Origin of the sequence: Aeromonas sp. s12, assembly GCF_040907925.1 — a bacterium.
Classification (GTDB): domain Bacteria; phylum Pseudomonadota; class Gammaproteobacteria; order Enterobacterales; family Aeromonadaceae; genus Aeromonas; species Aeromonas veronii.
This window is the reverse complement of the sequence record NZ_JBFOCT010000008.1, coordinates 15,905-40,019: the sequence shown is the minus strand read 5'-3', so window position 1 is coordinate 40,019 and position 24,115 is coordinate 15,905. Positions and strand designations below refer to the sequence as shown.

The 24,115-nt window shown below is 58.6% G+C and carries 25 protein-coding genes; 4 read left to right on the top strand and 21 right to left on the bottom strand.

The window, feature by feature from the left end:
- Nucleotides 1–71: 71 nt before the first annotated feature.
- Nucleotides 72–1,556 carry a membrane-bound lytic murein transglycosylase MltF gene (gene mltF / locus AB5Y67_RS02450; RefSeq protein WP_005344877.1) on the top strand — a complete coding sequence of 495 codons (1,485 nt, stop codon included), beginning with the start codon at nucleotides 72–74 and terminating at the stop codon, nucleotides 1,554–1,556.
- A gap of 372 nt (nucleotides 1,557–1,928) precedes the next feature.
- Here the strand turns inward: mltF and AB5Y67_RS02445 are convergent, their stop codons facing one another.
- The 20 genes from AB5Y67_RS02445 to trmJ all read right to left on the bottom strand — a co-directional run bounded on the left by AB5Y67_RS02445 (nucleotide 1,929) and on the right by trmJ (nucleotide 20,911).
- On the bottom strand, nucleotides 1,929–2,153 hold the full coding sequence (locus AB5Y67_RS02445; protein ID WP_199427459.1) for a zinc ribbon domain-containing protein: 225 nt from the start codon (nucleotides 2,151–2,153) through the stop codon (nucleotides 1,929–1,931).
- A 124-nt stretch (nucleotides 2,154–2,277) separates the two neighbouring features.
- The gene (der, locus tag AB5Y67_RS02440) at nucleotides 2,278–3,774 is read right to left on the bottom strand and encodes a ribosome biogenesis GTPase Der (protein ID WP_129504223.1); all 1,497 of its coding nucleotides are present in this window, start codon (nucleotides 3,772–3,774) and stop codon (nucleotides 2,278–2,280) included.
- A gap of 74 nt (nucleotides 3,775–3,848) precedes the next feature.
- Nucleotides 3,849–5,033, bottom strand: coding sequence for an outer membrane protein assembly factor BamB (gene bamB, locus AB5Y67_RS02435; protein WP_005333796.1), 1,185 nt, complete (start codon nucleotides 5,031–5,033; stop codon nucleotides 3,849–3,851).
- Nucleotides 5,026–5,676, bottom strand: a complete 651-nt coding sequence (locus AB5Y67_RS02430; protein ID WP_199427390.1) for a tetratricopeptide repeat protein — start codon at nucleotides 5,674–5,676, stop codon at nucleotides 5,026–5,028. The genes bamB and AB5Y67_RS02430 overlap by 8 nt, the downstream gene beginning before the upstream one ends.
- A gap of 3 nt (nucleotides 5,677–5,679) precedes the next feature.
- Nucleotides 5,680–6,957 carry a histidine--tRNA ligase gene (gene hisS / locus AB5Y67_RS02425; RefSeq protein WP_199427389.1) on the bottom strand — a complete coding sequence of 426 codons (1,278 nt, stop codon included), beginning with the start codon at nucleotides 6,955–6,957 and terminating at the stop codon, nucleotides 5,680–5,682.
- A gap of 138 nt (nucleotides 6,958–7,095) precedes the next feature.
- On the bottom strand, nucleotides 7,096–8,211 hold the full coding sequence (gene ispG / locus AB5Y67_RS02420; protein ID WP_005333801.1) for a flavodoxin-dependent (E)-4-hydroxy-3-methylbut-2-enyl-diphosphate synthase: 1,116 nt from the start codon (nucleotides 8,209–8,211) through the stop codon (nucleotides 7,096–7,098).
- Between the two features lie 10 nt (nucleotides 8,212–8,221).
- Nucleotides 8,222–9,190, bottom strand: a complete 969-nt coding sequence (gene rodZ, locus AB5Y67_RS02415) for a cytoskeleton protein RodZ (protein ID WP_199427388.1) — start codon at nucleotides 9,188–9,190, stop codon at nucleotides 8,222–8,224.
- Nucleotides 9,180–9,971 (bottom strand): PilW family type IVa pilus biogenesis/stability lipoprotein TapF, encoded by a 792-nt coding sequence (tapF, locus tag AB5Y67_RS02410; protein WP_085943024.1) that lies wholly within the window; start codon nucleotides 9,969–9,971, stop codon nucleotides 9,180–9,182. The genes rodZ and tapF overlap by 11 nt, the downstream gene beginning before the upstream one ends.
- An 11-nt stretch (nucleotides 9,972–9,982) precedes the next feature.
- Nucleotides 9,983–11,086, bottom strand: coding sequence for a bifunctional tRNA (adenosine(37)-C2)-methyltransferase TrmG/ribosomal RNA large subunit methyltransferase RlmN (locus AB5Y67_RS02405; RefSeq protein ID WP_005344856.1), 1,104 nt, complete (start codon nucleotides 11,084–11,086; stop codon nucleotides 9,983–9,985).
- A 167-nt stretch (nucleotides 11,087–11,253) separates the two neighbouring features.
- Complete coding sequence (gene ndk, locus AB5Y67_RS02400; protein ID WP_005333805.1) at nucleotides 11,254–11,682, bottom strand: nucleoside-diphosphate kinase; 429 nt, start codon at nucleotides 11,680–11,682, stop codon at nucleotides 11,254–11,256.
- Between the two features lie 267 nt (nucleotides 11,683–11,949).
- Entirely contained in the window at nucleotides 11,950–13,233 is a 1,284-nt protein-coding gene (pepB, locus tag AB5Y67_RS02395) for an aminopeptidase PepB (RefSeq protein ID WP_199427387.1), read from the bottom strand.
- Complete coding sequence (pepB, locus tag AB5Y67_RS02390; RefSeq protein WP_199427386.1) at nucleotides 13,230–14,534, bottom strand: aminopeptidase PepB; 1,305 nt, start codon at nucleotides 14,532–14,534, stop codon at nucleotides 13,230–13,232. Before pepB (AB5Y67_RS02390) ends, pepB (AB5Y67_RS02395) begins: the two co-directional genes overlap by 4 nt.
- A 173-nt stretch (nucleotides 14,535–14,707) precedes the next feature.
- Nucleotides 14,708–15,046, bottom strand: coding sequence for an ISC system 2Fe-2S type ferredoxin (fdx, locus tag AB5Y67_RS02385; protein ID WP_005333808.1), 339 nt, complete (start codon nucleotides 15,044–15,046; stop codon nucleotides 14,708–14,710).
- A gap of 1 nt (nucleotide 15,047) precedes the next feature.
- Nucleotides 15,048–16,895: a Fe-S protein assembly chaperone HscA gene (gene hscA / locus AB5Y67_RS02380; protein WP_199427385.1), complete on the bottom strand. Its 1,848-nt coding sequence runs from the start codon at nucleotides 16,893–16,895 to the stop codon at nucleotides 15,048–15,050.
- A 28-nt stretch (nucleotides 16,896–16,923) separates the two neighbouring features.
- Nucleotides 16,924–17,442, bottom strand: a complete 519-nt coding sequence (gene hscB, locus AB5Y67_RS02375) for a co-chaperone HscB (RefSeq protein ID WP_005351031.1) — start codon at nucleotides 17,440–17,442, stop codon at nucleotides 16,924–16,926.
- 118 nt (nucleotides 17,443–17,560) lie between these two features.
- Nucleotides 17,561–17,884, bottom strand: coding sequence for an iron-sulfur cluster assembly protein IscA (gene iscA, locus AB5Y67_RS02370; RefSeq protein ID WP_005333812.1), 324 nt, complete (start codon nucleotides 17,882–17,884; stop codon nucleotides 17,561–17,563).
- A 15-nt stretch (nucleotides 17,885–17,899) separates the two neighbouring features.
- Nucleotides 17,900–18,283, bottom strand: coding sequence for a Fe-S cluster assembly scaffold IscU (iscU, locus tag AB5Y67_RS02365; RefSeq protein ID WP_005333813.1), 384 nt, complete (start codon nucleotides 18,281–18,283; stop codon nucleotides 17,900–17,902).
- Between the two features lie 41 nt (nucleotides 18,284–18,324).
- A complete protein-coding gene (locus tag AB5Y67_RS02360; protein WP_199416035.1) occupies nucleotides 18,325–19,539 on the bottom strand; it encodes an IscS subfamily cysteine desulfurase in 1,215 nt (404 codons plus the stop codon).
- Nucleotides 19,540–19,592: 53 nt separating this feature from the next.
- The gene (iscR, locus tag AB5Y67_RS02355) at nucleotides 19,593–20,096 is read right to left on the bottom strand and encodes a Fe-S cluster assembly transcriptional regulator IscR (RefSeq protein WP_026035025.1); all 504 of its coding nucleotides are present in this window, start codon (nucleotides 20,094–20,096) and stop codon (nucleotides 19,593–19,595) included.
- Between the two features lie 92 nt (nucleotides 20,097–20,188).
- On the bottom strand, nucleotides 20,189–20,911 hold the full coding sequence (gene trmJ, locus AB5Y67_RS02350) for a tRNA (cytosine(32)/uridine(32)-2'-O)-methyltransferase TrmJ (protein WP_199416034.1): 723 nt from the start codon (nucleotides 20,909–20,911) through the stop codon (nucleotides 20,189–20,191).
- A 187-nt stretch (nucleotides 20,912–21,098) separates the two neighbouring features.
- Here trmJ and AB5Y67_RS02345 point away from each other — a divergent pair, with 187 nt between their 5' ends.
- Nucleotides 21,099–21,515: a hypothetical protein gene (locus AB5Y67_RS02345; protein ID WP_005359788.1), complete on the top strand. Its 417-nt coding sequence runs from the start codon at nucleotides 21,099–21,101 to the stop codon at nucleotides 21,513–21,515.
- Here AB5Y67_RS02345 and AB5Y67_RS02340 read toward each other — a convergent pair.
- Complete coding sequence (locus tag AB5Y67_RS02340) at nucleotides 21,468–22,001, bottom strand: SCP2 domain-containing protein (RefSeq protein WP_005344837.1); 534 nt, start codon at nucleotides 21,999–22,001, stop codon at nucleotides 21,468–21,470. The two genes, AB5Y67_RS02345 and AB5Y67_RS02340, sit on opposite strands and share 48 nt — an antisense overlap.
- A 189-nt stretch (nucleotides 22,002–22,190) precedes the next feature.
- Between AB5Y67_RS02340 and AB5Y67_RS02335 the strand changes: the two genes are divergently transcribed.
- Both AB5Y67_RS02335 and AB5Y67_RS02330 read left to right on the top strand, forming a co-directional pair.
- Complete coding sequence (locus AB5Y67_RS02335; RefSeq protein ID WP_199427384.1) at nucleotides 22,191–23,186, top strand: peptidase U32 family protein; 996 nt, start codon at nucleotides 22,191–22,193, stop codon at nucleotides 23,184–23,186.
- Nucleotides 23,187–23,197: 11 nt separating this feature from the next.
- Nucleotides 23,198–24,070 (top strand): U32 family peptidase, encoded by an 873-nt coding sequence (locus AB5Y67_RS02330; protein WP_199427383.1) that lies wholly within the window; start codon nucleotides 23,198–23,200, stop codon nucleotides 24,068–24,070.
- Nucleotides 24,071–24,115: the final 45 nt, after the last annotated feature.

The window sequence follows — 24,115 nt, the reverse complement described above, 5'->3', positions numbered from 1 at the left end:
ACGTTTTTCTCACTTCGTGCAGTGTGACTCTGCGCACACTCTCTGGTATAAAGGTGCCTCTTTTTTGACAAATGCCGATTTTTTCAACAAAGGTACTCACCTACTTGCGCTGCATTTTTCGACTGTTTATCGGGCTGTTGTTGACGCTGACGCTGGTTGGCTGCGACTTCTATAGCCCCTCCAGCCAGCTGGAGCAGATCCGCCAGCGAGGCGAGATCCGGGTTGGCACCATCTATGGTCCCACCTCCTATTACCAGCGTGACGACCTCGCCCAGGGGTTCGATTACGAGCTGGCGCAAAATTATGCCGACTGGTTGGGGGTGAAACTCACCATCATCCCGGTCGACACCACTGACCAACTGGTCACCCTGCTGAAAAAGGGCAAACTCGATCTGGCGGCTGCCGCCATCATGGTCACCCCCGAACGGCGCGAGCTGTTTCGCTTCGGCCCGGGCTTCTACCAGGTCTCCCCCAAACTGGTCTACCGCAACGGCAAACCCAAGCCGGCCTCATTGAACGATATCAAGGGCAAGCTGGTGGTGGCCGCCGGCTCCACCGGTGAAGATCTGCTCAAAGAGATGAGCAAAGAGAATCCGAAACTAGCCTGGAGCACCAGCGACAACGCCGATGTGGAGGAGCTGCTCAAGCAGGTGGTGGATGGCAAGATTGACTACACGGTGGTGCAGGATACCGTGCTGGCCCGTACCCAGCGCTACTACCCGGAGCTCACCGAGGGGCTGACCCTGGCCCAGAAGCAGACCGTTGCCTGGGCCATGAGCAAGCTGCCCGATGACAGCCTCTATGCCAGCGTGATCGACTTCTTCGGTCAGCGCTTTATGGATGGTGCCATCGCCAAGCTGGACGAGAAGTACTTCGGCCACGTGCAGAACTTCGACTTTGTCGATACCCGCACCTTCCTCAAGCGCGCCAAGAGCCTGCTGCCCAAGTACCAGCCGCTGTTCCAGACTCACGCCAAGAATATCGACTGGCGTCTGCTCGCCGCCATCAGCTATCAGGAGTCCCACTGGGACCCGCAGGCCCGCTCCTACACCGGCGTGCGCGGCATGATGATGCTGACCGAGCCCACTGCCAAGGCGATGGGAGTCAACGACCGGCTTCATCCGGAAGAGAGCATCAAGGGTGGCTCCCTCTATCTGCAACAGATGATGGAGAAGGTGCCGGATTCGGTGCCCGATGACGAGAAGGTGTGGTTTGCCCTCACCGCCTACAACATAGGTTACGGCCACATGATGGATGCCCGCCGCCTGACCAAAGAGCTCGGCAAGAATCCCGACGCCTGGAGCGACGTGAAAGAGGTGCTGCCGCTGCTGCAGCAAGCGCGCTGGCACCGCAAGGTACGTTACGGCTATGCCCGTGGCAGCGAGGCGCGCAACTATGTCAACAACGTGCGCCAGTATTACCAGAGTCTGCTCTGGCTCGACAACGAGCAGCAGAAGGCACATCAGCGGGAGAGTCTCGACAACGACAGCGAGCCCGAGCTAGCCGAGCGCCCCACCGCAATCGCCGAAGTGGTCAATCAAATCACCATGCGCTAACCAGCCATTATTCGGCTGTTTTCACGCAAACTTCTCTGTTACCATCGATTCACATCGGAGCCTATCCGAAATCGCATTGTTTTCATTATGTTGAGAGATTAAATAACAGCAATTTCGGATGGGCTCCATCAATGACCCAAGGCCGGGATGGCCAACTTAGTTGGGAGGAGACCAAGATGCAAAAACGTAGAAAAATCAGTCTGGTCAGAAAAGCGAAGTGCAGCTGGAGCCCCAGACGCAAACTCAAGCTTAATGACATCAAGCGCAACCTGTGGCGCAGAAATCGATCCTATACCCTGCTTATTGCAGAGCACACAGCATAAACCCGGCATTCGCCGGGTTTTTTATCTTCTTTCTCACCTGAATACTGTCTTACACCAGCGCCGCCTTGAACTGTACCGACCGCTTGGAGATCAGCGAGTTGCAGTGGTTGCAGAAGTAATCCACCGCGCCGCACGCCTTGAGACGTTCCAGCTCCTGCTGGCAGGTAGGGCAGATGGCCGTGACGTGGACATTGGCCTGGCACTGGCCACAGGTTTGCTCCTTGCTGCGGGTATCCAGTTCAGCCTGGCATGATGGACAAAGCTGGGCTTCCATAATCAACTCCTCGAAAAGTAGATCTGCCATGGTCTTGTTCCATGGCAGATCCCCCTCACCTTATTCCTCACCTTAACATGGCGAGGATAACAAAGCGGCTGCCGGTAAGGGCAGCCGCAAGGACTTATTTCTTCTTCATTTTCAGCAGGCGTTTGCGCTGACGTTCCTGACTCAGGGTCATGGTGTTTTTCTTGCCTTCAAACGGGTTGATCGACTCCTGGAACTCGACCCGGATCGGCGAGCCCATGATCTTGAGGGACTTGCGGAAGTAGTTGATCAGATACCGCTTGTAGGAGTCCGGCAAATCGTTCAGCTGGTTGCCGTGGATCACGATGCGCGGCGGGTTGTAGCCACCGGCGTGGGCATACTTGAGCTTGACGCGGCGACCATTGACCATCGGCGGCTGGTGATCTTCCTGCGCCATCTGCATGATGCGGGTCAGCATGGCCGTGCTGGTACGACGGGTGGCGGACTGGTAAGCCTCCTGAATGGATTCAAACAGATGGCCGACACCACTGCCGTGCAGGGCGGAGATGAAGTGAACGCGGGCGAAGTCGATGAAGCCCAAGCGACGATCCAGCTCGTTCTTCACATCCTCTTTCACCTTCTGATCCAGACCATCCCACTTGTTCACCACCAGCACCACGGAGCGACCGGCGTGGAGCACATAGCCAAGGATGCTCAAGTCCTGATCGGTGATGGTCTCCTGGGCGTCGATCACCAGCAGGCAAACGTTGGCATCTTCGATAGCTTTCAGGGTCTTGATAACGGAGAACTTCTCAACCGTCTCGTGCACCTTGCCACGACGACGCACACCGGCTGTGTCGATAACCACATACTTCTGCTCGTCACGCTCCATCGGAATGTAAACAGAGTCACGGGTGGTGCCGGGCATGTCATAGACGATGACCCGATCTTCACCCAGCATGCGGTTGGTCAGAGTAGATTTACCGACGTTGGGACGACCAACGATGGCGAACTTGATGGGCAGGTCAGCGAACGGGGTCTCCTTGGTGTCCTCTTTGGTATCGAGTTCACCGGCAGCCACCATGCGCAGCAGGGCTTCTTCGTCGAAGTCCTCCTCTTCCTCATCCTGCGCATCTTCATCGGTAGCGGAGTCGACCAGGGTCTCCAGATGGGGAGCCAGGGCCAGTTCCAGCAGGCTCAGCACGCCACGACCGTGGGCGGCCGCGATCTGGTAGACCTCACCCAGCGCCAGACCGTAGAACTCGGAGACCGCGGAATCACCGTCGATACCGTCGGTCTTGTTGGCCACCAGAAATACCTTCTTGTGGGCCTTGCGCAGGTGCTCGGCGATGGCTTGATCCGCCGCGGTAAGACCGGCACGGGCATCAACCATGAACAGCACGACGTCTGCTTCTTCGATGGCCAGCAGGGATTGCTCGGCCATCTTCAGCTCGATCCCCTCTTCGGTGCCATCGATACCACCGGTATCGACCACGATAAATTCCAGCTCGCCCAACTTCGCCTGACCGTATTTACGGTCCCGGGTCAGACCGGGAAAATCGGCAACCAGGGCATCCCGAGTACGGGTCAAGCGGTTAAACAGGGTGGATTTCCCCACGTTGGGGCGGCCCACCAGGGCTACTACAGGAGTCATAAAAGCCTCATTCTCAAGACGACAAAGGCTCCGGGTCCGAAGACCAGGAGCCGGATATTCACATTATCGGACGATCAAGGACGCTTGAGGGCGTACAACTTGCCGTCACGGCTCTGCACATACAGGGTCTCGCCATCCACCAGCGGGGCGGCATAGAGACCACTGCTATCGAGCTGCTGCATCGCCTTGATGGTACCGTCGGTACGATCAAGCCAATACAGGTATCCTTCCACATCACCCACCACCACATAGTCACCGAAGATGACAGGTGCAGTGACGGTACGATTTTCCAGCTGGGTGTTGGACCACAGCTCCAGACCGTTGCGACGGTCGATGGCAAACAGATGGCTGCGGCTGTCGGTCAGCACGATGGCATTGCCGGTCATCGCCAGATCGCGATAGCCGGAATACTTGCGCTTCCACACTTCATCGCCGGTCATCAGCTTGCGCGCCATCAGCTGACCGTTGTAGGCGATGGCGTAGAGCTCATCACCGGCAATCAGCGGGCTGGCATCGACGTCAACCATACGGTCCAGCTCGGTGGCACCGCGCGGATCAGCCACCTTGGACTGGCGCACCGGCTGGCCGTTGCTCAGCAGGGCGATGCCCACCTTGCCATCGGCACGACCGTAAATCACGGCGCCGTTGGTGATCACCGGTGCACCGGCACTGCGCAGGGTCAGTGGCGGCTGCTCTTCGGAAAGCGACCACTGCATCTTGCCTTCATCGGTATCGAGCGCAATCAAGCGACCGGAGGTGGTCAGCACTACCACGCGGCCATCTTCCACCGCGGGGCTTGCCACCACTTCGCCGGGCACATTGGTCTGCCACAGCACTTCACCATTCTCTTCGTTCAGGGCGTAGACCACCCCGTTCTCGGAGCCGAGGAACAGCTTGCCGTAACGGGAGACCAGACCACCGGAGAGGCGGGCGCTGCGCTTGTCGGCGTTGACCGGCAGGTCGGCCAGATCGACAGTCCAGAGGCGATCGCCACTGGCACGGTCAAAGGCGCTGACATCGCCGTCGCGGGCCGCCGCATAGATACGATCCTCTTCCACCACCGGCTTGAGCTGGGAGTAGAAGTCACCGATGCCATCACCCACAGTAGATGACCATGCGGTGTCGGCAGTGAAGGCAGATTCAACCTTGGGCAGCGGCGCCATCGGGTTGAGATCCTCTTCGGAACTGAACAGGGAGCAACCCTGCAGAGCGAAGGAGACCGCAGCCCCCAGCGCCACCATCTTGAATAGATTACGCATCCGGTGCCTCACCAGTCGCAACGGCCGGCAGGGCCAGATCGTCCATTTTCAGCTTGAGCTCGGCGCTACCCTGCAGGCCGTCGGCATCCGCCGCTGCCTGATAGGCATCACGAGCCTCTTCGGTCTTGCCCTGCTTTTGCAGCACATCACCACGGGCTTCGGCTACCTGCGCCTTGAAGGCCTCATTCTGGATGGTCGCCAGCTTGGCCAGTGCTTCATCTGCCTTGCCCTGATCATTCAGCACACGGGCCAGACGCAGCGCCGCGATGGGACGAATGCTCTCGTCACCCGTGGTCGCCACCAGCTCCAGCTGCTCGGCAGCCAGATCCAGCTTGCCCGCCTTGACGGCAGCGGCAGCCAGTTGCAACGCAGCCAGTTCACCGTAGGAGTCACCCTTGTTGGCGGTAACAAACTGCTGTGCCTGCTCGAAACCGGCGGCATCGCCCTTGGCCAGCTGCTCAATCACCTGGTTGTAAGAGTGGGAGGAGGCCTCCATGGTCTCTTGCTGGTGCTGGTTGTAATAGCGCCAGCCGAACAGACCGACCAGACCGATCACGGTCCCGGCAATCACCGAGGTTCCGTTCTCTTTCCACCACTCCTTGATAACCTCAACCTGTTGTTCTTCGGTGGTATAGACTTCCACAGCTTACTCTCCTTTGGCTGCCAGCAGGGCAATGGCGGCGTCAACCTTGACGGTCTGTTGCTCGGCCTGACCACGCAGATATTTGATAGTGATCTCCCCGTTTTGCACCTCGGTCTCACCAAGGATCAGGGCGATTGCCGCGCCGCTCTTGTCGGCACGTTTGAGTTGTTTCTTGAAGTTGCCACCACCGCAGTGGCTCATGAGGCGCAGGTCCGGCAGGGCATCGCGCAGACGCTCGGCCAGCTGGAAGCCAGCCTGTTCGGTCCCCTCGCCCACCATCGCCAGATAGACATCCACTGCCGGGCGGATATCGGCGTTGAGCTCGAGAGTTTCCAGCATCAGCACCAGACGCTCCATGCCCATGGCAAAGCCCACGGCCGGGGTCGGTTGACCACCGAGCTGCTCTACCAGACCATCGTAGCGGCCACCTGCACAGACGGTGCCCTGGGCACCCAGACTGCTGGTGACCCACTCGAACACGGTCAGGTTGTAGTAGTCAAGACCACGCACCAGACGCTCGTTCACTTCGTATTTGATACCGGCAGACTCGAGCAGGCGCTTGAGCCCCTCGAAATGGGCCAGGCTCTCTTCGCCCAGATGGTCGAACAGACGCGGGGCACCCGCCAAAATGGCCTGCACCTTTTCATCCTTGGAGTCGAGCACCCGCAGCGGGTTACTGTACATGCGGCGCTGGCTCTCTTCGTCCAGCTGCTCCTTGTACTGCTCCAGATAGGCCACCAGCGCATCGCGATAAGCGGCACGCTCGACGCTCTGACCCAAGGTGTTGAGCTGCAGGGTGACATGCTCGCTGATGCCAAACAGACGCCACAGGCGGTGGGTCAGCATGATCAGTTCAGCGTCAATGTCCGGCCCGTTGATGCCAAACAGCTCGACACCGAACTGGTGGAACTGGCGATAACGGCCCTTCTGGGGACGCTCGTGACGGAACATGGGGCCCATGTACCACATCCGGCGTTCCTGGTTGTAGAGCAGACCGTGTTCGATACCGGCACGGACGCAGCTGGCGGTCCCTTCCGGACGCAGGCTCAGGCTGTCGCCATTACGGTCTTCAAAGGTGTACATCTCTTTTTCGACCACGTCGGTCACTTCACCGATGGCGCGCTTGAACAGATGAGTCTGCTCGACAATCGGCATGCGCACTTCGCTGTAGCCATAGCTGGCAACGACCTGGCGCAGGATCTGTTCAACCTTCTGCCATACCGGGCTCTGCTCCGGCAGGCAATCATTCATACCGCGAATAGCTTGGATCTGTTTTGCCACGTTGATACTCGAGAAAAAGAGGTAAAATTTGGCCGCATTATAGGGATTTTCCCCCCCAAGGTAAAATCAGGGAATCCGGATGCGGGATTTAAAATCAGTCACCTGGAAAAAGGGCCACCCAATGTGGCCCTGTTTCGCTCACTCCTTGTCCATCGGGATCCGGTTAGCGGGATCCAGCATGGCGGCGCGGGCACGAATGCGGCGCTCCAGAGTTGGAATGAGATCCTTGTTGTCGAGCCGATCGACCCGCTGGCCCCCTTCATAGAAGGCACTCTTGTTGGCGGCACCCGCCAGACCAAGGTCGGAGACCAGCGCTTCGCCCGGGCCATTCACCACACAGCCGATGATGGAAACATCCATCGGGGTGATGATGTCTTCGAGCCGTTCTTCCAGCGCGTTGACAGTGGCGATCACATCGAACTCCTGCCGTGAGCAGGATGGGCAAGCGATAAAGTTGATGCCACGGGAGCGAATACGCAGGGATTTGAGGATATCGAAACCGACCTTCACCTCCTCCACGGGATCCGCCGCCAGCGAGATCCGCAGGGTATCGCCGATGCCGTCGGTGAGTAGCATACCCAGACCGATGGCAGACTTCACCGCGCCGGCACGGAAACCGCCCGCTTCGGTGATGCCAAGGTGCAGCGGCTGTTCAATCTGCTTGGCCAGCAGGCGATAGGCACCGACTGCCAGAAACACATCGGAGGCCTTGACGCTCACCTTGAAGTCCTGGAAATCGAGACGATCGAGATAGTCCACGTGACGCATGGCGGACTCCACCAGCGCCTCTGGGGTCGGCTCGCCGTACTTCTCCTGGATATCTTTCTCCAGCGACCCGCCATTGACCCCGATACGGATCGGGATATTGAGGTCGCGCGCGCAATCGACCACCGAGCGCACCCGCTGCTCGTTGCCGATGTTGCCCGGGTTGATACGCAGGCAATCGGCACCGTACTCGGCCACTTTCAGGGCGATGCGATAGTCGAAGTGGATATCGGCAACGATGGGAATGCGGGTTTGCTGTTTGATGAGCCGGAAGGCTTCCGCCGCTTCCATGGTGGGCACGGAGACACGGACGATATCGGCACCGACCCGCTCGATCCGCTGGATCTGCTCGATGGTGGCGGCGACATCTGTGGTCTTGGTGTTGGTCATGGTCTGCACGGTAATAGGGGCATCGCCCCCAACCGGTACATTACCAACCATGATCTGTCTGGATTTACGACGAATGATGGGTGATTCGTGAGAAGACATGGGAAACAGATTACTCCTGCGGCAGTGAGAAGCGGGCTGTACGACCGTTGTTGTAACGGCTCATATCAAACGACTGCCCCTTGTAGTCAAGCTTGACGGCCATGGGCGCGCCAATGATGAACTTCAGGGGCTCGGCGCCTTCCAGCACCAGCTCGTCGTTGGCCTTCTTCAGACCACTGAACAGGGTCTTGCCGTTGGCATCCTTCACATCCAGCCAGCAATCGGCGGTGAAGCTCATCTTCAGTTGCGGCGCAGTCGCCGGATCAACGACAGCCTCTTCAGATTCAGTGCCATTGGCACCGGATACTGCAGCATCGGTCGCAGTGCCGACAGCCGCACTGACATCGGTCGGGGCAACAGCCGCAGAAGCAGGCGCCAGGGTAGCAGACGCATCAGAGACCACTATAGGGGCAGCCACATCCGTGGCGGCCGGTGCGATGGCTGCGCCTTCCACCGGGGCGGTGTTGATCGCATCGGGCGGCGTGATAGCAGGTTCAGCCGGAGTCGAACCGGTTGCACTCATCTCGGTGGCTGCCAGCGCTTCATCACCGGCGGAGCGACGGGAAGTACTCTGCCACCACCAGGCGACCGAGAGCGCAATCAACACCAGGATCACCAGCCAGGTCACCACCTTGAGCCGACTGTCGTTGGCTTGCTGGCGGGAGCGACGGGAGAAGCTCTGCATGTCGATATTGTCGGGAGGAGTCAGACCCAGCTTGTCGTAAGCAGCCAGAATGGTCTCGTCGGGGATCCCGACCAGCTTGGCATAGGTACGCAAATAACCCCGAATAAAGGTGTGGGACGTGTGCTTGTCGTAGGTATCCGATTCGATAGCGGCGATCAGGGTCAGACGAAGGTGAATGCGGGACGCAACCTGTTCTCGTGTCCAGCCAAGCTGTTCACGGGCGTTGCGCAGCAATTGGCCTGGGCCTACTGCCTGGGAGTCGTCTTGGAAATCGTGTTGCTGTTCAATAGTCATTGGCTAAATAACGCTTGGCTTGTTGCGAAGTGGGATATTGCCTTACCAGCTCAGTCCCGAATTGGTGAAGTAATGCCGGCTTGTCCATCGCCTGTGCCAGCCGAAGTCTCAACCAGAGACTCTCCTCGTTCTCGTCTGACACATCGGCAAAACGGGCGAGGTAGGACTGCACATCAGGCAGCTTGCCATCTTTCATGGAAAGCTCGGCCAAGTCCAGCAATAACCCTGGATTGCGGGGATTATACCCCAAGGCCAGGCGATAGTACTCGCCTGCTTTATCATTTCTGCGATTTTGCAGCGCACAAAGTGCCGCATTTTCATAGGTATCGGCAATTTTTACGTAGCCTGGCTGAATAACAGCCTGGTTGAACGCCTGATCTGCCTCGGCATACCTGCCGCGATCACAGAGGAAGGCACCATAGTTGTTCATTGCGTCAGCATTGGACGGATCCATGGCAAGGGCGTTCTTGTAATGGGTCTCGGCTGCCTTGAAATCTCCTACCTTCTGGTAAAAGTAGGCAAAACCGATCTGGATCTGGGGGTTGGAGGGGTCATACTGGAGGGCGCGGTCAAGATTGAACTTGGCCTGCTCGGCATTGCCCTGACGCAGGTACTGGATACCCAGGTCGAGGCGGGTTTGGGCAGCCGCCTTGAGGTCAGGACCCACTTCACGCTGGGTCGAGTTCTGGCCAGCGTAAGTGGTCTCGGTCACACAGCCTGGCAGCGCGCAGAGCGCTGCCACTACGATCAATGTACGTGTATCCATTCCCTGTCTATACAATGGCTTAGCATTTAAACCATTTTGACGGAAATCCCATCCTGTTGCATCCGATTTTTGATAGTTCGCTTGGTACGGTCAATCACGTCACCCACCAGCTGACCACAGGCGGCATCGATGTCATCACCACGGGTCTTGCGGACAATCACGGTAAAACCGTACTCCATCAGCACCTTGGAGAAGCGATCGATACGACTGTTGCTCGGCTTGCCGTAAGGGTTGCCCGGGAAGGGGTTGAACGGGATCAGGTTGATCTTGCTCGGCGTGTCCTTGAGCACCTTGGCCAGCTCGTGAGCATGCTGCATATCGTCATTGATATGATCGAGCAGCACATATTCGACGGTCACCCGACCACCGTTGGCATTGGATTTGGCCAGGTAACGACGGACACCGGCGAGGAACTCCTCGATGTTGTACTTGTCGTTGATCGGCATGATCTCTGAACGCAGCTTGTCGTTCGGGGCGTGCAGGGAAATAGCCAGCGCCACGTCGATCTGGTCACCCAGCTTGTCCAGCGCAGGTACCACGCCAGAGGTGGAAATGGTCACCCGGCGCTTGGAGATGCCAAAGCCGTAGTCATCCATCATCAGACGCATGGCGGGCACCACGTTGGCGAGGTTGAGCAGCGGCTCGCCCATCCCCATCATCACCACGTTGGTGATGGGACGCTTGCCACCGACCACGCGGGCCGCACGCCACACCTGACCGATGATCTCGGAGACTTTCAGATTGCGGTTGAAGCCTTGTTGAGCCGTGGAGCAGAACTTGCACTCCAGCGCACAGCCAACTTGAGAGGAGACGCAGAGGGTCGCGCGGTCATCTTCCGGGATGTAGACGGTCTCTACCTCCTGATCACCCACCTGCAGGGCCCACTTGATGGTGCCATCGGCAGAGCGCTGCTCGCGGCTGATCTCGGGCGCCTTGATCTCGGCGATCGCCTTGAGGCGCTCTTTGAGCACCTTGTTGACGTTGGTCATCTGATCGAAATCATCACACCCAAAGTGATAGATCCACTTCATGACCTGATCTGCCCGGAATGGCTTCTCGCCCAGTTCGACGAAAAAGGCACGCATGGCATCCCGATCAAGATCCAGCAGGTTGATTTTTGTTTCGCTCATCAATGGCCTCAGTTCAAACACTTCATCAATTATTGGCTGACGACGTCAGGGGGCGGCATTGTACAAATAATGGGTCTGGCTTTCCACCTGGAGAATAGAGGGATATTGCGTAAACGGCGAAAACAACAAAGGGAGCCGAGGCTCCCTTGGGTCATCATCCACAAAAATCAGCCGCGCGGGCAGATCTCGTTGTCAGAGAAGAAGTAGGCAATTTCGCGGGCAGCGGATGCAGGTGCATCGGAGCCATGCACTGCGTTGCGATCGATGCTCTCGGCATAACAGGCACGCAAGGTACCAGCCAGCGCCTCTTTCGGGTTGGTAGCACCCATGATCTCGCGATTGCGACGGATGGCGTCTTCCCCTTCCAGCACCTGCACCATGACAGGGCCAGAGGTCATGAAGCTGACCAGATTGTCATAAAAAGGCTTGCCCTGATGCTCGGCATAGAAACCGGCAGCCTGTTCACTGCTCATGTGCAGCATTTTGGATGCCACCACTTTCAAGCCTGCGCTTTCGAAACGGCTATAGATGGCACCGATCAGGTTCTTGCTGACAGCATCCGGTTTAACGATAGAGAAGGTACGTTCGATGGCCATTGATATCTTTCCTTAACTACAGAGTTTTATTGTTAGAATCCATGTTCGCTGGCGATTATACGTAAACAAAAACCGGAAAAACACACAAACAAGCAACTTTTTATTAAACATCACTCCCTTGCAATCAACATCCACACTCATCTTGACCGAGCAGAGCCGGAAAATATGTGCGCTTGCGCACGATAGTTACCTTAAGCCGCCAAAACCCCATCTTTTGTTTACAATTCGAACAGCATGAAAAAGGCACCCGAAGGTGCCTTGTCTCGCCTATTTGGCTTCCGCCAGCAGGGCCCGCGCTATGGTGCGCATCCCCAGGGTATTGGCCCCCGGCGCCCAGAGGGCATCGCCGTTGTCACTGAAGCAGGCGGCCAGATCGATATGCAACCAGCCCATCCCTTCGTTGGCAACGAAACGGGAGAGGAAACCCGCAGCGTTGGAGGCACCACCCGGCCCGCCCCCCTTCACCGGACGGCTGTTGGCCGTGTCGGCGTAATGGGAGGGGCACTGCTGGCGGTGCCAGGGCTCCAGCGGCAGCGGCCAGGCAGGCTCATGCTCGGCATCGGCATAGGTCATGGCCCGGCTTACCAACCCTTTGTCGAGGCCGAACAGAGCATTGTAGCGCCCACCCAGCGCCATCACAGCAGCACCGGTCAGGGTCGCGGCATCGATGATCAGCGGTGCGCCGGACTCGCTCGCCAGTTGCAGGCCGTCGGCCAGCACCAGCCGCCCTTCGGCATCGGTATTCACAATCTCGACCGTGGTACCGTTCTTGTAGGTGAGGATGTCGCCGAGCTTGTAGGCGTGGCCGGAGACCAGGTTCTCGGCGCAGCAGAGGATCAGCTTCACCCGCTTGTCGAGCCCACGCAGCATAGCCAGCGCCAGCGCACCGGTGACAATCGCCGCACCACCCATGTCGCACTTCATGGTGAGCATCCCCTCGGAGCTCTTCATGGAGTAGCCGCCGGAGTCAAAGGTGATCCCCTTGCCCACCAGCGCTGCCGCCACCGGCGCCTTGGGGTCACGCCCCGGGTTGAAGTCGAGCTCCAGCAATACCGGTTCGCGCGCACTGCCGCGGCCCACCTGATAGAGGCCGACCCAGCCCGCCTGTTGCAGCGCTTCGCCTTTCAAAATACGATGACTCACCTTGTCCGGCGCCAGCTCGGTAATAAAGGAAGCCGCTTCCACCGCCAGCTCCAGCGGGCCCAACTGCTCCGGGGTGGCATTGGTCATCTCGCGCACCCAACGACCGCAGAGCCAACGCGCTTCCAGCTCCTCTCTGTCGTCTTCCGAGGACATGGCCCACTGCAGTTGCACCTCCGCCTTGGGGGTTTGCAGCCCTTGGGCAAAAGCCCACTGCTGTTCACGCTCCCAGTGACCAGCCAGGGTCACTTTCTGGATCCCCTGCTGGCAGAGGCGACGGGCCGCCTGCTGGATATCGAGCAGCGGATTGTCCGTCACCAGATGGATCACCATGCCGTCGGTACGGTGAGAGAGCAGCGCCCCCTCCCCCCACTCGGCCGGTGCAAATTCACGACTTAACCAGACATTCATGCGGTTACCTCCTGCAGCCAGCGGGCGATGGTACGCAGACCGTGCCCCTTGGCGCCGGTCGCCCAGAGATCATTGCCCGATTTCTGATAGGAGGCTGCCAGATCCAGGTGCACCCACCCCTTGCCCTCATCACGTACGAAGCGGGAAAGGAACGCAGCAGCCGTGGTGGCACCGGCCGTGCCTTCTGCCGAGGCGACGTTGCCCAGATCGGCAAAGGCCGAGGTGAGCTGGCTGGCATGCCAGGGCTCCAGCGGCAGCGCCCACGCCTGTTCGTTTTCCACCTTGGCGGCGGCCAGCGCACGCAGCTGTTCGGTCTCATCGAGGGCAAACACCGCATTATAATCGCGCCCCAGCGCCATCTTAGCGGCGCCGGTCAGGGTGGCTGCGTCAAGGATATAAGCCGCACCGCTGTCGGAGGCCGCCATCAGGCCATCGGCCAGCACCAGACGACCTTCCGCATCGGTGTTCTGGATCTCGACCGAGATGCCGTTTTTATAGGTAAGGATGTCGCCCAGCTTGAAGGCGTGGCCGGAGACCAGGTTCTCGGCGCAGCAGAGAATGAGCTTCACCCGCTGGTTCAGACCGCGGCTGATAGCCAACGCCAGCGCGCCGGTCACCATGGCCGCGCCGCCCATGTCGGACTTCATCGGCAGCATGTTGTCAGAGGACTTCATGGAGTAGCCACCGGAATCAAAAGTGATCCCCTTGCCCACCAGCGCCGCCACCACGGGCGCATTGCGCTCCCCGGTCGGGTTGTAGTCGAGCTCCAGCAGCACAGGCTCGCGCTCGCTGCCACGGCCAACCGACCAGATCCCGATATGACCGGACTCGCGCAGCGCTTCACCGGCGGTGATGCGAGCTGTAACCTGATCCCCGGCCAGACCACGAATAAGCAACAGGGCCGATTCCGCCAGACTCATGGGGTAGATCTCTTCCGGACAGCCATTGGTGATGTCACGTACCCAGCGAGCAGCCTTGAGCAGCGCATTCAGTTCACGGGCGTCCGCGTCGCTCTGCTGGCCGAAATCCAGTTCACGGGCTCCCTTGGCGGCGTAGAACCCCTGGGCGAACGCGTAGCGACGCTCCAGATCCCACCCCTCTCCAGCCAGCGTCACCCGCTTGATCCCGCTCGATTCGAGGCGACGGGCAGCGCGCTGAACGGTGCGCAGGACATCCTTCTCCTGACCGGCGGCACCGAGATGGATCAGTGCCTCGTCGCCATTGAAACTGAGCTGGGCGCCCTCGCCCCAATAGGCAGCCGCAGCCTGGGTGGATAACGCTACCTTCATCATGTCAGCCATCGTGTTTGCTTCCTTTTTACTGGCACTATGTATAAGCACTCTTTATGGGAAAGAGCTTATTAGCAAAGAGAGAATAACGAATACAAAAAAGGCCGTGCCCCCGAGGGTCACGGCCTTCCACCATATCACTGAAGCACCACAGGATGCTGCACGTGCAATTCACTCATGTGTAATTAATGGCGTTCAGAGGCAAGGTTCAGGGTGTACTTGGGCAATTCCACCACCAGATCCTCGTCCGCCAGTTTTGCCTGGCAGCTGAGGCGCGATTCCGGCTCCAGCCCCCACGCTTTGTCCAGCATGTCGTCTTCCAGCTCGTCACTTGGCTCGAGGGAGTCAAAGCCCTCGCGCACCACGCAGTGGCAGGTCGTGCAGGCACAGGATTTCTCGCAGGCATGTTCGATTTCGATACCATTGCGCAGCGCCACATCCAGAATGGTCTCGCCGCTTTGCCCCTCGAGGGCGGCGCCATCCGGACAGAGTACGGGATGAGGAAGAATGATCAGTTTTGGCATATTACACCTTGTTGACGTTTTGTCCGGTCAGCACCTTGCGGATGGAGGCATCCATCCGGCGGGCTGCAAACTCGCCACTGACAGCATCGGCTGCCTCAATGGCTTCTTTGATTTGATGGGTTGCGCCGCTGTTGCGCATGGTCAGCAGATGGGCGATGGCGGCATCAATCTCGGCACGCTCGGCAGCATTGAGCAGGGTATCGCCATCGGCGGCCAGCGCCGCATTGAGACTCTCGACCACCCGGTCGGCTTCAACCTGCTGCTCGGCCAGCATGCGGGCATCCATATCCTGCTGGGCATTCTCGATGGAGGCACTCAGCATGTTGAGGATATCCTGCTCCGCCAGCCCGTAAGAGGGCTTGACCTGGATCTCGGCCTGCACGCCGGAGGATTTCTCCATGGCGCTGACCGAGAGCAGACCATCCGCATCTACCTGGAAGGTGACGCGAATATGGGCGGCACCAGCGGCCATCGGCGGAATACCGGTCAGGGTAAAGCGGGCCAGGGAGCGGCAATCGGCCACCAACTCGCGTTCACCCTGTACCACGTGAATGGCCATGGCGGTCTGACCATCCTTGAAGGTGGTGAACTCCTGGGCGCGAGCCACCGGAATGGTGGTATTGCGCGGGATCACCTTCTCGGCGAGGCCCCCCATGGTCTCCAGACCCAGCGACAAGGGGATAACGTCCAGCAGCAGCATCTCGGCATCGGGCTTGTTGCCCACCAGAATATCGGCCTGGATGGCGGCGCCAATGGCGACCACCTTGTCCGGATCGATGCTGGTCAGCGGCGTACGCTGGAAGAACTCGCCCACCAGTTCACGCACCAGCGGCACCCGGGTGGAGCCACCGACCATCACCACTTCCAGCACTTCCACCTGCTCGAGGCCGGCATCGCGCAGGGCGCGGCGACAAGCCAGCAAGGTCCGTTTCACCAGCGGGGTGATGAGTTCATCAAACTGGCTACGGCTCACTGAACCCTGCCAGCCAGCAAAGGTGCACGCCACCTGCTCGGCATCGGTCAGGCCGTGTTTGACGGCAGCGGCCACATCCAGCAGCTCTCGCTGCAGATGGGCATCCAGCTCACCGGAGAGGCCCGCTTGCTCCTTGATCCAGTCCGCCAGCAGGTGATCAAAATCATCACCGCCGAGGGCGGAATCGCCGCCGGTCGCCATCACTTCAAACACACCGCGGTGCAGACGCAGGATGGAGATATCGAAGGTGCCACCCCCCAGATCGTAAACCGCGATCACCCCTTCCTGACCGGAGTCAAGGCCATAGGCAATCGCGGCTGCGGTCGGCTCGTTGAGCAGCCGCAGCACGTGCAGACCGGCCAGACGGGCCGCATCCTTGGTGCCCTGACGCTGGGCATCATCGAAATAGGCGGGCACGGTAATGACCACGCCATCGAGATCGCCCCCGAGTGTCTGGGCGCCACGCTCGGCCAGCTTTTTGAGAATTTCGGCCGATACCTGCACCGGATTGACCACCCCCTGACGGGTTTGCAGTTGCGGCATGCCATTGTCGGCGGCAACAAACTGGTAAGGCTGCTGGCGGGTATCGATATCGGCCAGCGCCTTGCCCATCATCCGTTTGACCGAGACGATGGTGTTGTGAGGATCGAGCGCCGCTTCGCGCTTGGCATCAATCCCCACTCGAATGGCGTCGCTTTGATAGTGCACCACTGACGGGAGCAGGTCGCGCCCTTGCTCATCGCAAAGGGTATCGGCGTGACCGCTGCGAACCGCAGCGACGAGAGAGTTGGTGGTGCCGAGATCGATGCCGACGGCACGTTTGTGCTGATGAGGAACAGCGCTCTGGCCGGGTTCGGCGATTTGCAGTAATGCCATGGGTAATGAAACTTCCAGCGTTAAAGGATCAAGACTCGAGAAGCGAGTCTTCGAATCGTTCCAGCTCTTCGAGGAGCTTGTCGACAAACTTGAGTTTGCGAACGCAATCAGCGGCAACGAGATCTCTGCCGGCGGCAAGAGACTCGGTCAGCTGCTGCATCAACATCTGGTGATCATGCCTGATCTCGCTGCGAAAATCCTTGATGGCGCGCTCAGGGTCGGCGTCATCTTTCAGATCGGCCAAACGCTCGCGCCACTCCAGCTGCTGCATCAGAAACGCGGTATCTTGCAGAGTCTGCTGTTCACCACGGATATCGGTGCCACGCAGGGAGAGCAGATATTCTGCACGGCGCAGCGGCGCCTTGAGGGTGGTGAATGCTTCGTTGATCTGGGCGGCACGTTGCACCGCAGCCAGCTGCTCCCGTTCGGGGGCGGTGGCAAAACGATCAGGATGGAATTGGGTTTGCAGCTGGCGGTAGGTATCAGCCAACTGACGGGTATCGAGCTCGAAGCCTTCAACCAGCCCAAACAGCTCGAAATGATTCATGCAAACCTCTTGGAAACGTTCGCCACAACCTCACTCGCCCCTGGCAAATGAGATGTGGTTGAACGGGTCATGGGCAACCCGCTCAACCACAGACGAAGGATCATTGACGTCAAACAGCTCAGACACTGAAGCTTTCGCCGCAACCACACTCGCCTTTGGCGTTGGGATTGTTGAACTGGAAGCCCTCGTTGAGGCCCTCCTTGACGAAATCCAGCTCGGTGCCATCCAGATGGATCAGGCTCTTGGCATCGACAATAATCTTGACGCCCTGCTGCTCGAACACCTGATCCTCATCGGTCAGTTCATCAACGAACTCAAGCACGTAGGCCAGACCGGAGCAGCCAGTGGTTTTGACGCCGAGGCGCAGGCCAATGCCCTTGCCCCGGTTAGCCAGAAAAGAGGAAACCCGTGCCGCGGCGGCATCTGTCATGGTAATAGCCATACTGCTCTCCGGCGCTTAGAGACCTTTCTTCTGCTTGTAATCGGCGATGGCGGCCTTGATGGCGTCCTCGGCCAGAATGGAGCAGTGGATCTTCACCGGTGGCAGGGCCAACTCTTCAGCGATATCTGTGTTCTTGATGCCAGCCGCTTCGTCCAGGGTCTTGCCCTTGACCCATTCGGTCACCAGGGAGCTGGAGGCGATGGCGGAACCGCAGCCGTAGGTCTTGAACTTGGCATCTTCGATGATGCCTTCGTCGCTGATCTTCAATTGCAGCTTCATCACGTCGCCACAGGCGGGCGCACCGACCATGCCGGTTGCAACGCTGGGATCATTCTTGTCGAAACCACCGACGTTGCGAGGATTCTCGTAGTGGTCGATTACTTTTTCACTGTAAGCCATATCTCACTCCTGCTAATTCTGTTGCTCACTGACCAAATAGATCAGTGATGAGCCCATTCGACCGTGTTCAGATCGACGCCGTCTTTGTACATCTCCCACAGAGGGGACATCTCGCGCAGACGACCGATGGAGTCACGAATAAGCTTGACCGCGTAGTCAATCTCTTCCTCGGTTGTGAAGCGACCCATGCTGAAACGGATGGAGCTGTGTGCCAGCTCGTCGTTCAGGCCCAGTGCGCGCAGCACATAGGAAGGTTCCAGGCTGGCGGAGGTACAGGCCGAACCGGAAGAGACTGCCAAATCTTTCAGCGCCATGATGAGGGATTCCCCTTCCACATAGGCAAAGCTGACGTTGAGGTTGCCCGGAACACGCTGATCCAGATCGCCATTGATGTAGACGGCTTCAATATCCTTGATGCCATTCCACAGACGCTGGCGCAGAGCCAAGATGCGCTCGCCTTCACTCACCATCTCTTCTTTAGCGATGCGGAAAGCTTCGCCCATCCCGACGATCTGGTGGGTCGGCAGAGTACCGGAACGCATGCCGCGCTCGTGGCCGCCACCGTGCATCTGTGCTTCCAGACGAACGCGGGGTTTGCGGCGAACAAACAGTGCACCGATCCCTTTCGGACCATACACCTTGTGCGCAGAGACAGAGAGCAGATCCACTTTCAGTGCTTCCACATCTACCGGGATCTTGCCCACACTCTGAACGGCATCCACGTGCAGCAGGATCTTGCGGGAACGGCACAAATCGCCGATGGCGGCAATGTTCTGAACCACGCCGATTTCGTTGTTCACATGCATGATGCTGACCAGGATGGTGTCATCACGCATGGCATTCTCGATCATCTCGATAGTGAACAGGCCGTTGGGCATCGGCTCAAGATAGGTCACCTCGAACCCTTCACGCTCCAGCTGGCGACAGGTATCGAGCACCGCCTTGTGTTCGGTCTTGGAGGTGATGATGTGCTTGCCCTTGCTGGCATAGAAGTGGGCAACACCCTTGATGGCCAGGTTATTGGATTCGGTCGCACCGGAAGTGAAGACGATCTCGCGGGGATCGGCACCGATCAGATCTGCCACTTGATTACGGGCCAGATCCACCGCCTCTTCGGCTTGCCAGCCAAAGCGGTGAGAACGGGAAGCCGGATTGCCGAACAGGCCATCCATGGTGAGACACTGCATCATTTTTTCTGCGACACGCGGGTCCACCGGACAGGTTGCCGAATAATCAAGGTAAATAGGCAGTTTCATGTTTTTCTCCGTCACAGTCCGGGTCATACAGAGTCCCGCTGTGGAAAGCACGTTTATAGTTGGACTTTCAAGCTCACATCGCCGTGTTCTGCCCGATCAACCAGGGACAACACGGTCTTCATTTGTTCATCTTGCTTGCCGGCAATGCGGCGCACATCGGCCTGGCGTACCAGCTCGGCCAGGGTGATATCCCCGAGGAAACTGGAGATCCGCTCACTCAGGTCGCGCCACAGGGAGTGCGTCAGACACTGGGTACCACCGTGGCAACCGCCCTTGCCTAGGCACTTGGTTGCATCGACCGACTCATCGACCGCGGTTATCACCTGACCAACCGAAATCTCGCCTGGAGCCAACCCGAGGCGATAACCACCGCCCGGGCCACGCACGCTGCTCACCAGACCATGTTTGCGCAGGCGGGCAAAGAGCTGCTCGAGATAGGACAACGAGATGCCCTGGCGCTCGGAAATATCGGCAAGGGGGACGGGCCCCTGCTCTGCATGCAGCGCCACGTCGAGCATGGCGGTTACAGCGTAACGTCCTTTTGAAGTCAGTCTCATGTGCCTTACCGTCTTGCGAAGCAATTTAATGGTGCACATGGTCACATACCCGACCAAATCAGTCAAGTATATGGTTGAGTAAATCAGTCGGATTAATCCGGTACGCGCGCTTTCTGCACCGAGGTCAGAATACCGCGCAGAATGTTGAGCTCCGCCGCTTCCGGCCGAGTCCGATTGAACAGGCGACGCAGCTTGCTCATCACATGACCCGGATGGTCATCGGCAATAAAACCGGTCTTCATCAGGGTTTGTTCCAGGTGCTGATAAAACCCTTCCAGCTGGGCGGCACTCGGATAGACCATCTCCTCTTCAGGCTCGGCGGCCTGCCCCTGCAGCCAGCGCATCCGCACTTCGTAACAGAGGGTCTGCACCGCCATGGCCAGATTGAGAGAGCTGTAATCAGGATTGGCCGGAATGGCCACGTGGTAGTGGCACTTTTGCAATTCGTCGTTGGTGAGACCGGTGCGTTCACGGCCAAACACCAGCGCGACCGGGTGCTGCATCCCCTCAACCACCGACTTTTCGCCGGCCTCACGGGGATCGAGCATGGGCCAGCTCAGGGTTCGAGAGCGGGCGCTGGTGCCAATCACCAGACCACAATCGGCGATCGCGTCGTCCAGTGTCGGGACGATACGGGCATTGGCAAGCACATCGCTGGCACCAGCAGCCAAGGCGAAGGCATTGTCATCCGGCAAGGCTTGCGGATCAACCAATACCAGCTGGGTCAACCCCATGGTCTTCATGGCGCGAGCCGCAGACCCCATGTTGCCGGTATGAGAGGTGTTTACCAAAACGATACGAATCTGATCCAACATGCCCAGTCATTCTTCAGTCAAAAATGGCGCGCAATTGTAACATAAGAGAACACGATGTTGGCACCGTAAAAGCCGAGCCATTTCAGAACAAAACTACCCGTTTGTATAACAAACCAGCATGAGGGAAGTGAGAGGGGGGGGCTAAACTTGATGGATATCCGATAAACGGCACAGGAGACACCACGCCATGCTTCCTCCCTTTATCTATGAGAGATTGCCCAGCCTCTACCTGCTGGCAGCCATTGCCATTATTACGTTGAGTGATCAGCCCCTGCTCTGGTTTGCTGGCGCCTTGCTGTTTATCGCCGGAGCGGTGACCTGGATGATGCGCTCCAGCTACCGACGTACCGATCTGATTATCTTTCCGAGCAAACGCTGGCTACAGCCGGAGTGGCTGTATGAAGCGCAGCCCTTTATCTGGCTGGCTGCGGGGCTGGCCATGTCACAGCTGCCCGCCCCTGCGGCACTCATCGCCTTGGTGCCCTGTCTGTGGGCCTGTCGTTGCCTCTGGGCACGGCACCATTATCGTCGCCATGCCCATGGGGTGATTGTCCACTTAAGACGGGATCCCGCCCGGCGCCGTCTGCACCGGAGCCTGCGCTGACTCGGTGCGGGCCCGTTCGATAAACGTCGCCAGATCCATCAGGGGATACTTCATCAGGCTTGGCAAGCCATCGAGATCCAGACTGTCCATCAGGTTTTTCACCTCAAGGCCCAGTTCGGTATCCCCTTCTATCTTCAGCTTGCGCTGGAAAAAGAGCGAATCCGGATCCTCTTTGCGACCGGCAATCAGGATCAGGTCGTTGGCGGTACCGCTGAAGCAGACATCGGCCTTGTCACACTCGCGAGCCACCACCAGCTGGCCATTCTGCTCACTGATAAACCAGCACAGCTCCAGATCAGAGACTTCGACTTTCAGCCACTTGTCTGCCAGAAACTCGAAATCGCCATCTTCGATAGCCTCTTTGAATACCCGGGCCAGTAAACTCTCCATCAGCTGCTTTTGCAGATTGAAGGGAACAAGCTTGAGGGGATGGCGCAAGAAGCGCGGAGCCTGTTCGACCAGGCGGCGTTGCAGTTGTTGAAACACGATAGACTCCCTTTTTTGCGCATTCAAACACAGGGAGAGTGGCAAGATCCTGTTGGAAATCAAACTTGTGCAGGGTTACCTCAAGAAGGGTAAAGCCACATAAAGCTGCCTCAGGTCAAAAAGCGGGAGTGCATGGCTGCATACAATCAGGGCTCGTTTGCCCTTCATATGCACTCTCGGAGCGTACCAATGGAATTACTCTGTCCGGCAGGCAGTTTGCCGGCACTGAAAACCGCCGTGGATAACGGGGCCGATGCCGTTTATATCGGTTTCAAGGATGACACCAATGCACGCCACTTTGCCGGTCTCAACTTTACCGACAGCAAACTGGAGAAGGCGGTAGATTATGTGCATCAACATGGTCGCAAGCTGCATATTGCCATCAATACCTTTGCCCATCCCGGGGCCGATATTCGATGGAAACAGGCGGTTGATCGCGGGGTGGCCCTCGGCGCCGATGCGTTAATCATCGCCGATCTCGCCGTGCTGGAATATGCCAGCCGCCACTACCCCGAGATGGAACTCCATGTCTCGGTGCAGGCCAGCGCCACCAATGCCGCCGCCATTCGCTTCTATCAGCAGCAATTCAATGTCACACGGGTGGTGCTGCCCCGGGTGCTCTCCATGCATCAGGTCAAGCAGCTGGCCCGCGAGACCGATGTTGGCCTTGAGGTATTCGCTTTTGGCAGCCTCTGCATTATGGCCGAGGGGCGCTGCTATCTCTCCTCCTACATGACTGGCGAGAGTCCCAACACCGTCGGCGCCTGCTCACCGGCCAAGTTCGTCCGTTGGGAAGAGACCCCGAATGGTCTCGAGTCGCGGCTCAACGAGGTGCTGATCGACCGCTATGGCCCGGGCGAAAATGCTGGCTATCCGACCCTGTGCAAGGGGCGTTTCGACGTGGATGGCCAGACTTACCACGCGCTGGAAGAGCCCACCAGTCTCAATACCCTGGGTCTCCTGCCCGAGCTGTTCAAGACCGGGATCCAGTCGGTCAAGATTGAAGGGCGCCAACGCAGCCCTGCTTATGTGGAGCAAGTGACCCGGGTCTGGCGTGCGGCCATCGATGCCTATCAGGCCAATCCCGAGGCCTATCAGGTCAAAGCTGAGTGGGATGCCCAGCTCGCCCGCGTCTCCGAAGGTAGCCAGACTACCCTCGGCGCCTACCATCGTCAGTGGCAATAAGGAGTCCACCCATGCAATTTTCTCTCGGGCCTGTGCTCTTCTACTGGCCCAAAGCCGATACCGAATCCTTTTACCATGCTGCTACCGACAGTCAGGCCGACATCATTTATCTGGGGGAGACCGTTTGCAGCAAGCGGCGCGAACTCAAAGTCGATGACTGGATTGCACTGGCCCGTCAGGTGGCCAGCTCCGGCAAGCAGGTGGTGCTCTCGACCCTCGCCCTTATCTCCGCCCCCTCCGAACTCAAGGAGGTGAAGCGGCTGGTCGACAATGGCGATCTTATGGTCGAAGCCAACGATCTCGGTACGGTGCAACTCGCCAGGGAGGCAGGGATCCCCTTCGTCTGTGGTCCCGCCATCAACGCCTATAACGCCGATGTGCTGCGCATGTTGCTCAAACAGGGGATGAAACGCTGGGTCATGCCGGTGGAGCTCTCCCGTGACTGGCTGATCCAGCTCAATCAGGATCTGGGCACCCTGCGCGACCAATTTGAGGTGGAGGTGTTTGCCTACGGCCATCTGCCGCTCGCCTACTCGGCGCGCTGCTTCACCGCCCGATCCCTCGACAAGCCCAAGGACAACTGCGAGCTAGCCTGCATCAACTACCCCACCGGACGACTGGCCAACAGCCGCGAGGGGCAGCGGGTGTTCAATCTCAACGGGATCCAGACCCAGTCCGGTTACTGCTACAACTTGGGTAACGAGCTGGCTGGTATGGAAGGTCTGGTGGATGTGGTCAGACTTTCACCGCAAGGGATGGAGACGCTGGAGATGCTGGCTCGCTTCAAGGCTAACCAGCAGGGCAATCAGCCCCTCGTTCTGCAGCAGGATCGCGATTGCAACGGCTACTGGCGCCAGATCCCCGGCATGAGCCTGGTGGAGTAAACCCGCCATTCGCCCAACAAAAAGGCCTCATCGCGAGGCCTTTTT

What these genes read in the sequence shown, in the direction of transcription:
- mltF (WP_005344877.1), top strand. Translation starts at nt 72, where the DNA reads ATGCCGATTTTTTCAACAAAGGTACTCACCTACTTGCGCTGCATTTTT.
- AB5Y67_RS02445 (WP_199427459.1), bottom strand. Translation starts at nt 2,153, where the DNA reads ATGGAAGCCCAGCTTTGTCCATCATGCCAGGCTGAACTGGATACCCGC.
- der (WP_129504223.1), bottom strand. Translation starts at nt 3,774, where the DNA reads ATGACTCCTGTAGTAGCCCTGGTGGGCCGCCCCAACGTGGGGAAATCC.
- bamB (WP_005333796.1), bottom strand. Translation starts at nt 5,033, where the DNA reads ATGCGTAATCTATTCAAGATGGTGGCGCTGGGGGCTGCGGTCTCCTTC.
- ispG (WP_005333801.1), bottom strand. Translation starts at nt 8,211, where the DNA reads ATGTCTTCTCACGAATCACCCATCATTCGTCGTAAATCCAGACAGATC.
- rodZ (WP_199427388.1), bottom strand. Translation starts at nt 9,190, where the DNA reads ATGACTATTGAACAGCAACACGATTTCCAAGACGACTCCCAGGCAGTA.
- AB5Y67_RS02405 (WP_005344856.1), bottom strand. Translation starts at nt 11,086, where the DNA reads ATGAGCGAAACAAAAATCAACCTGCTGGATCTTGATCGGGATGCCATG.
- ndk (WP_005333805.1), bottom strand. Translation starts at nt 11,682, where the DNA reads ATGGCCATCGAACGTACCTTCTCTATCGTTAAACCGGATGCTGTCAGC.
- pepB (WP_199427387.1), bottom strand. Translation starts at nt 13,233, where the DNA reads ATGAATGTCTGGTTAAGTCGTGAATTTGCACCGGCCGAGTGGGGGGAG.
- pepB (WP_199427386.1), bottom strand. Translation starts at nt 14,534, where the DNA reads ATGGCTGACATGATGAAGGTAGCGTTATCCACCCAGGCTGCGGCTGCC.
- fdx (WP_005333808.1), bottom strand. Translation starts at nt 15,046, where the DNA reads ATGCCAAAACTGATCATTCTTCCTCATCCCGTACTCTGTCCGGATGGC.
- hscA (WP_199427385.1), bottom strand. Translation starts at nt 16,895, where the DNA reads ATGGCATTACTGCAAATCGCCGAACCCGGCCAGAGCGCTGTTCCTCAT.
- hscB (WP_005351031.1), bottom strand. Translation starts at nt 17,442, where the DNA reads ATGAATCATTTCGAGCTGTTTGGGCTGGTTGAAGGCTTCGAGCTCGAT.
- iscA (WP_005333812.1), bottom strand. Translation starts at nt 17,884, where the DNA reads ATGGCTATTACCATGACAGATGCCGCCGCGGCACGGGTTTCCTCTTTT.
- iscU (WP_005333813.1), bottom strand. Translation starts at nt 18,283, where the DNA reads ATGGCTTACAGTGAAAAAGTAATCGACCACTACGAGAATCCTCGCAAC.
- AB5Y67_RS02360 (WP_199416035.1), bottom strand. Translation starts at nt 19,539, where the DNA reads ATGAAACTGCCTATTTACCTTGATTATTCGGCAACCTGTCCGGTGGAC.
- iscR (WP_026035025.1), bottom strand. Translation starts at nt 20,096, where the DNA reads ATGAGACTGACTTCAAAAGGACGTTACGCTGTAACCGCCATGCTCGAC.
- trmJ (WP_199416034.1), bottom strand. Translation starts at nt 20,911, where the DNA reads ATGTTGGATCAGATTCGTATCGTTTTGGTAAACACCTCTCATACCGGC.
- AB5Y67_RS02345 (WP_005359788.1), top strand. Translation starts at nt 21,099, where the DNA reads ATGCTTCCTCCCTTTATCTATGAGAGATTGCCCAGCCTCTACCTGCTG.
- AB5Y67_RS02335 (WP_199427384.1), top strand. Translation starts at nt 22,191, where the DNA reads ATGGAATTACTCTGTCCGGCAGGCAGTTTGCCGGCACTGAAAACCGCC.
- AB5Y67_RS02330 (WP_199427383.1), top strand. Translation starts at nt 23,198, where the DNA reads ATGCAATTTTCTCTCGGGCCTGTGCTCTTCTACTGGCCCAAAGCCGAT.